Source organism: Candidatus Phytoplasma sp. AldY-WA1, assembly GCF_020312115.2.
Taxonomy (GTDB): Bacteria; Bacillota_I; Bacilli_A; order Acholeplasmatales; family Acholeplasmataceae; genus Phytoplasma; species Phytoplasma vitis.
Genome location: NZ_JAHRHX020000044.1, coordinates 1 through 4761, shown reverse-complemented (window position 1 = coordinate 4761; position 4761 = coordinate 1). Strand labels below are relative to the sequence as shown.

Here is a 4761-nt window from a genome sequence, read left to right as displayed (position 1 = left end):
GAACTTACTATCGCCTTGATAAAACTATTTGGTACATCAACGAATACAACAATAATGAAAAAATAATTAAAATAACATACTACCTAAAAGATGGTCAAACTATTAATTTTATTGATGAATTCAACAAACACGGCCAAAAAACCAAAAGAATATGGTATCACCCCGATAGTCAAACTATCACAGAAATTACTGAATTTCACAAAAACGGCCAAATAAACAAAATAATAAATTATCATTCCAATAGTAAAAATATTCGTAATATTAAAGAATACAATAAATATGGTAAAACAAATAAAATTACAACCTATCGCGATGACGGCTCTTTAATGAATATTAATGAATATAACGACGGAAAAATAGTTAAACAAACTCAATACCGCCGTTATAGCGGATTAATTTATTACATTCAAGACTATGATAAAGACGGCAAAATAGTTAAACAAACATTTTATCACCGCGACAAAAAAACTGTTGCATCTATTTACGAATATGATCAAAATGGTGATTTCATTAAAATTACGTATTACAAACCTGATGGAACCATCGATTATTTTGAAGAATTATAACGAAAAAAACAAACCCCATTCAAACAGCTGATTTTTTAAAAAATCAGCTGTTTCAATTATTAACCAAACCCCCAACAGTAAAAAAAAGACAAACGCAAAGGCAATTAAAAAACAATATATAAACAAAAATAGAAAGGAACACAAAATGACTATAGTATTAAATTGGGTATTAACTATCTTGATGATAATTGGAACGATAATTTCATTTAAATTTTTCACTAATAATTTAAAATCTGAAATTAATCTTTTAAATGATAAAATAGATAAACATTTTAATTATTCAAACAACAAAATAGATAGACATTTTCATTATTTAAATAATAAAATAGATAAATATGATAATAAATTAAACAATATTAACAAAAATTTTGAATTATTAGAAAAAGAAATGTTATATCATCGAGAAAATTTAGACGAAATTAAAAAAATCGGACCAAGAAACAAAAGACACAATAATAGAAACATTTAAAAAAATAGAAAAAACATCAAATATAAATAACAAAATAAATTTATAATAAATTAAAAAAAACCCAAGACTCTCATTTTCGAGAGTCTTTTTTTTATACCTAAATTTTCATTAAAAGGAGAAAAATACAATGAAAAATAATCAACTAAAAGGAACAAAACCAATCACGACAAAAAATCAAATCAACATTTTTGATGTTGCTAATTATATTATTGATAAATGTGATGATATTAGTAACCTTAAATTACAAAAATTAATGTTTTATATTTATGCTCATTATTTAGTAAAAAATAATCAAACTTTATTTACTAATTCGGCTGAAAAACAAATCGAGGCTTGGCCCTATGGACCTGTTTTTCCATATTTATTTTTTGAATTTCGAACATATGGCATGAATGATTTAAAAGAAACACCATTAGGAGATAAAAATAAAATAACATCGGCAAATTGCCAAGCCGTAATTGATTATATTTTAGAAAAATACGGTAAATTTAGAGCTTGGGAATTAGCAGAAAAAACACATTACGAAGATCCTTGGGCCGATGCATATAATAGTGATATTGGAGATTATAGTCGTCAACTCATTACAGATAACGCTATTTATCAATATTATAATTATTATAATTTATAATTTTTTTTAATCAACATTAAAAAACGAAGGAGTTAATTTAAATATGAAAAATAATTTAGATATAAAAAAAGACATTAAAAAAAATCAAATTAACATTTTTGATATTGCTAATTATTTAATTGAAAAAGCACATCAAGAAAATCAAGAAATAAATAATACCAGATTACAAAAGTTATTATATTATGCACAAGCTTATTATTTAGTGAATAATAATAAACAACCTTTATTTGAAGAACCTATTGAAGCTTGGGATTATGGCCCTGTTATACCAGATTTATACTTTGAATTTAGAAAATTTGTTTTTAATAAAATAGTTAAATCATCGAAAGCAACTAATAATCAACTTTCAATAAAACAAAAAGAAACATTAAATTTTGTATTGTATAAATATAAAAACAAAAGCACTAATGAACTCAGCAAACAAATACACGAAGAAGACCCATGGCAAGATAGATTTGAAAATTTTGATTTTACGTTAAATAGAATTACTAACGATGATTTATATAATTATTTTTATAAAAAAATGAAAAAAATAATATAAAAGATAAATTTTTTACAACAAAAAGAAAGGAATAAAAATGACTATAGCATTAAATTGGTTATTAACTAACGTAATAATAATAATAACAATAATAATTTCATCAAAATATTTCACTCATGATTTAAAATCTAATTTTAATGATTTAAAATCTAATTTAAAAACAAATTTTAATCATTTAAACGATAAAATAGATAAATATGATAATAAATTAAACAATATTAACAAAAATTTTGAATTATTAAAAAAAGAAATGTCATCCCATCAAGAAAGGCTGGACAAAATTATAAAATCAAAACAAGAAACAAAAAAAATAATAATAGAAACATTTAAAAAAATAGATAAATTAATAGACAACAATAACAACAAAAACAATATATAACACAAACAAACCCAAGACTCTCATTTTCGAGAGTCTTTTTTTACATCCAAATTTCAAAATAAAGGAAAATAAATAATGAAAAATAATTTCAAACAAATTATAAAACACATTAAAGAAATAGAAAAACAATTAAAAATCGTCAAAAAATATGTTAAATTATACAATATAAAAAATAAGAAGGAAATAAATGTGAATCAAAATATAAAAAATAATAACGAAAAAGTTAATGTTTTTGATGTTGTTAACTTTTTACTTAAACAATTTGATACTGATAAATATAAAATTACTAATATGAAAATTAACAAATTATTATATTATATTCAAGGCCATTATATTGCTAAATATAACGAACCCCTTTTTTTAGAACCTATCGAAGCTTGGATGTTTGGGCCTGTTATTGCTCATATTTATGGTGAATTTTTCAATTTTGTAGATAAAACAATTCCCAATAATTATATTTGCGAAGGAAAGACTGGTAACGAAATAGATCAAGAAATTCAAGAATTTATTAAAAAAACCCTTAGTAATTATATTAATTTAAACTCTTATGATTTAAGTATAAAAATTCATAACGAAAAACCTTGGAAAAACGCTTATAATCCACGCAAAAAATGGAAAAACAACATTATTACTCATCAATCTTTAAAAGATTTTTTTACAAAATAAAAACTTTATAATCTTTAAATTTACATTATTTTTAAAATATATTATTTTAATAATATAAAATTTTAATAACAAAAAAATAATATATAAAATAAACAAACCTAAGACTCTCATTTTTGAGAGTCTTTTTTTTATACCCAAATTCAACCAAAAAGGAAAATATTATGAAAAACCAAATTAAAAAAAATATTAATATGAAAGAACGAAATTTTGAAAACATTCTATTTACTATGGCAAATTATATTATTAAAAAAAATCCGACAATAACTAATTTAAAATTACAAAAACTTTTATATTATATTCACGCTCATTATTTAGTAAAAAATAAAAAAGATTCTAGCAAAGAACTTTTTCCTAATTGTTCTATTCATGCTTGGATTTATGGTCCAGTTTTTCCTAATTTATATTTTAAATTAATGCGATATGGTGATAACCCTGTTAAATTAATTAAAAAAAATGAATTTACATCTGTTAAATTAACAGAAAAACAAATAGAATCAATTAAATATATTTTAAATAAATATGGTAATATGAAACCTGTTGAACTTACAAATAAAACACACCGAGAAGAACCTTGGATCAATAATTTTGAAGATGATTTTTTTGATCCAAGCGATAATATTATTTCAGAAAAAGATATTTTTGAGTATTATATTAAAAATCCTTTAAAATTATAATTTTTTTATTTTTAAGACTAAATTAAACCAAAAAAAGATAATTAAAAAGAATTAATTAAATTAGTTCTTTTTTTTAATTTAAAAACAAAAACAAAAAAACAAAAAAAAAAAAAACAAACCCCATTTACGCAACCAGGGTTTTTAAAAACCCAGTTGCGCCATAACAATTTCCCAACACAGCAACACAAAACAAAAACTAACGCGCAGGAAATTAAAAAAATAATCAAAATTATAAAAAAATTAGAAACTACAAAACACTAATTTTTATAATTTAATTTATAATTTTTATATAAATATTAAAAGAAAGAAAAGAAAAAATATGAACTCAAAACAAATAATTATAACATTTATTACTTTAATAACTTTAATTGGCACTGGTTGGTATTGTTATTCCAAATTCAAACCAATAACACCAAATTCACAAAATACACCACAAAAACCAGCTGAAACTAACAAACAACAATTAGAACAAAAACAAAATGAAACACAAAAACAATATGAAAACAAAAAACAAGAAATAGAATCATTACAAAATAAATCATCAGAACAAGATGAAAATAAAAAACAACAAATAGAACAAAAACAAAACGAACCACATAAACAAGATGAAAATAACAAAAAACAAATAGAACAAAAACAAAACGAACCACAACCAGCTAGCACAACACCACCAACTGGAACAACAACAACTGGATCACAAACCTCACCAGTTCAACCACCAATTGAACCATCACAACAACAAGAATCATCACAAAATGAACCATCAACACAAGATGACTTAAACAACCAACAAATAGAACCGTCACAAAATGAACCACAACCAACTAGCACAACACCA

At 22.6% G+C, this 4761-nt stretch carries 8 protein-coding genes; all 8 read left to right on the top strand.

The features are described 5' to 3' along the window. A partial coding sequence (locus KTO59_RS03405; protein ID WP_284928636.1) for a DUF2963 domain-containing protein occupies window positions 1-566 on the top strand: 566 nt, incomplete at its 5' end. Window positions 567-711: 145 nt separating this feature from the next. Beyond that, entirely contained in the window at window positions 712-1035 is a 324-nt protein-coding gene (locus KTO59_RS03400) for a hypothetical protein (protein WP_284928635.1), read from the top strand. 127 nt (window positions 1036-1162) lie between these two features. Beyond that, window positions 1163-1663: a Panacea domain-containing protein gene (locus tag KTO59_RS03395; RefSeq protein WP_284928634.1), complete on the top strand. Its 501-nt coding sequence runs from the start codon at window positions 1163-1165 to the stop codon at window positions 1661-1663. Window positions 1664-1706: 43 nt separating this feature from the next. After that, window positions 1707-2204 carry a Panacea domain-containing protein gene (locus KTO59_RS03390; protein ID WP_284928633.1) on the top strand — a complete coding sequence of 166 codons (498 nt, stop codon included), beginning with the start codon at window positions 1707-1709 and terminating at the stop codon, window positions 2202-2204. 37 nt (window positions 2205-2241) lie between these two features. Next, window positions 2242-2583, top strand: a complete 342-nt coding sequence (locus KTO59_RS03385; protein ID WP_284928632.1) for a hypothetical protein — start codon at window positions 2242-2244, stop codon at window positions 2581-2583. 75 nt (window positions 2584-2658) lie between these two features. Continuing rightward, window positions 2659-3249 (top strand): Panacea domain-containing protein, encoded by a 591-nt coding sequence (locus tag KTO59_RS03380; RefSeq protein WP_284928631.1) that lies wholly within the window; start codon window positions 2659-2661, stop codon window positions 3247-3249. Between the two features lie 161 nt (window positions 3250-3410). After that, the gene (locus KTO59_RS03375) at window positions 3411-3923 is read left to right on the top strand and encodes a Panacea domain-containing protein (RefSeq protein WP_284928630.1); all 513 of its coding nucleotides are present in this window, start codon (window positions 3411-3413) and stop codon (window positions 3921-3923) included. 319 nt (window positions 3924-4242) lie between these two features. Next, window positions 4243-4761, top strand: a 519-nt coding sequence (locus KTO59_RS03370) for a hypothetical protein (RefSeq protein WP_284928629.1), incomplete at its 3' end; no start/stop codon positions are given.

Coding starts and splice junctions, on each gene's coding strand:
- KTO59_RS03400 (WP_284928635.1), top strand. CDS start 712: ATGACTATAGTATTAAATTGGGTATTAACTATCTTGATGATAATTGGA.
- KTO59_RS03395 (WP_284928634.1), top strand. CDS start 1,163: ATGAAAAATAATCAACTAAAAGGAACAAAACCAATCACGACAAAAAAT.
- KTO59_RS03390 (WP_284928633.1), top strand. CDS start 1,707: ATGAAAAATAATTTAGATATAAAAAAAGACATTAAAAAAAATCAAATT.
- KTO59_RS03385 (WP_284928632.1), top strand. CDS start 2,242: ATGACTATAGCATTAAATTGGTTATTAACTAACGTAATAATAATAATA.
- KTO59_RS03380 (WP_284928631.1), top strand. CDS start 2,659: ATGAAAAATAATTTCAAACAAATTATAAAACACATTAAAGAAATAGAA.
- KTO59_RS03375 (WP_284928630.1), top strand. CDS start 3,411: ATGAAAAACCAAATTAAAAAAAATATTAATATGAAAGAACGAAATTTT.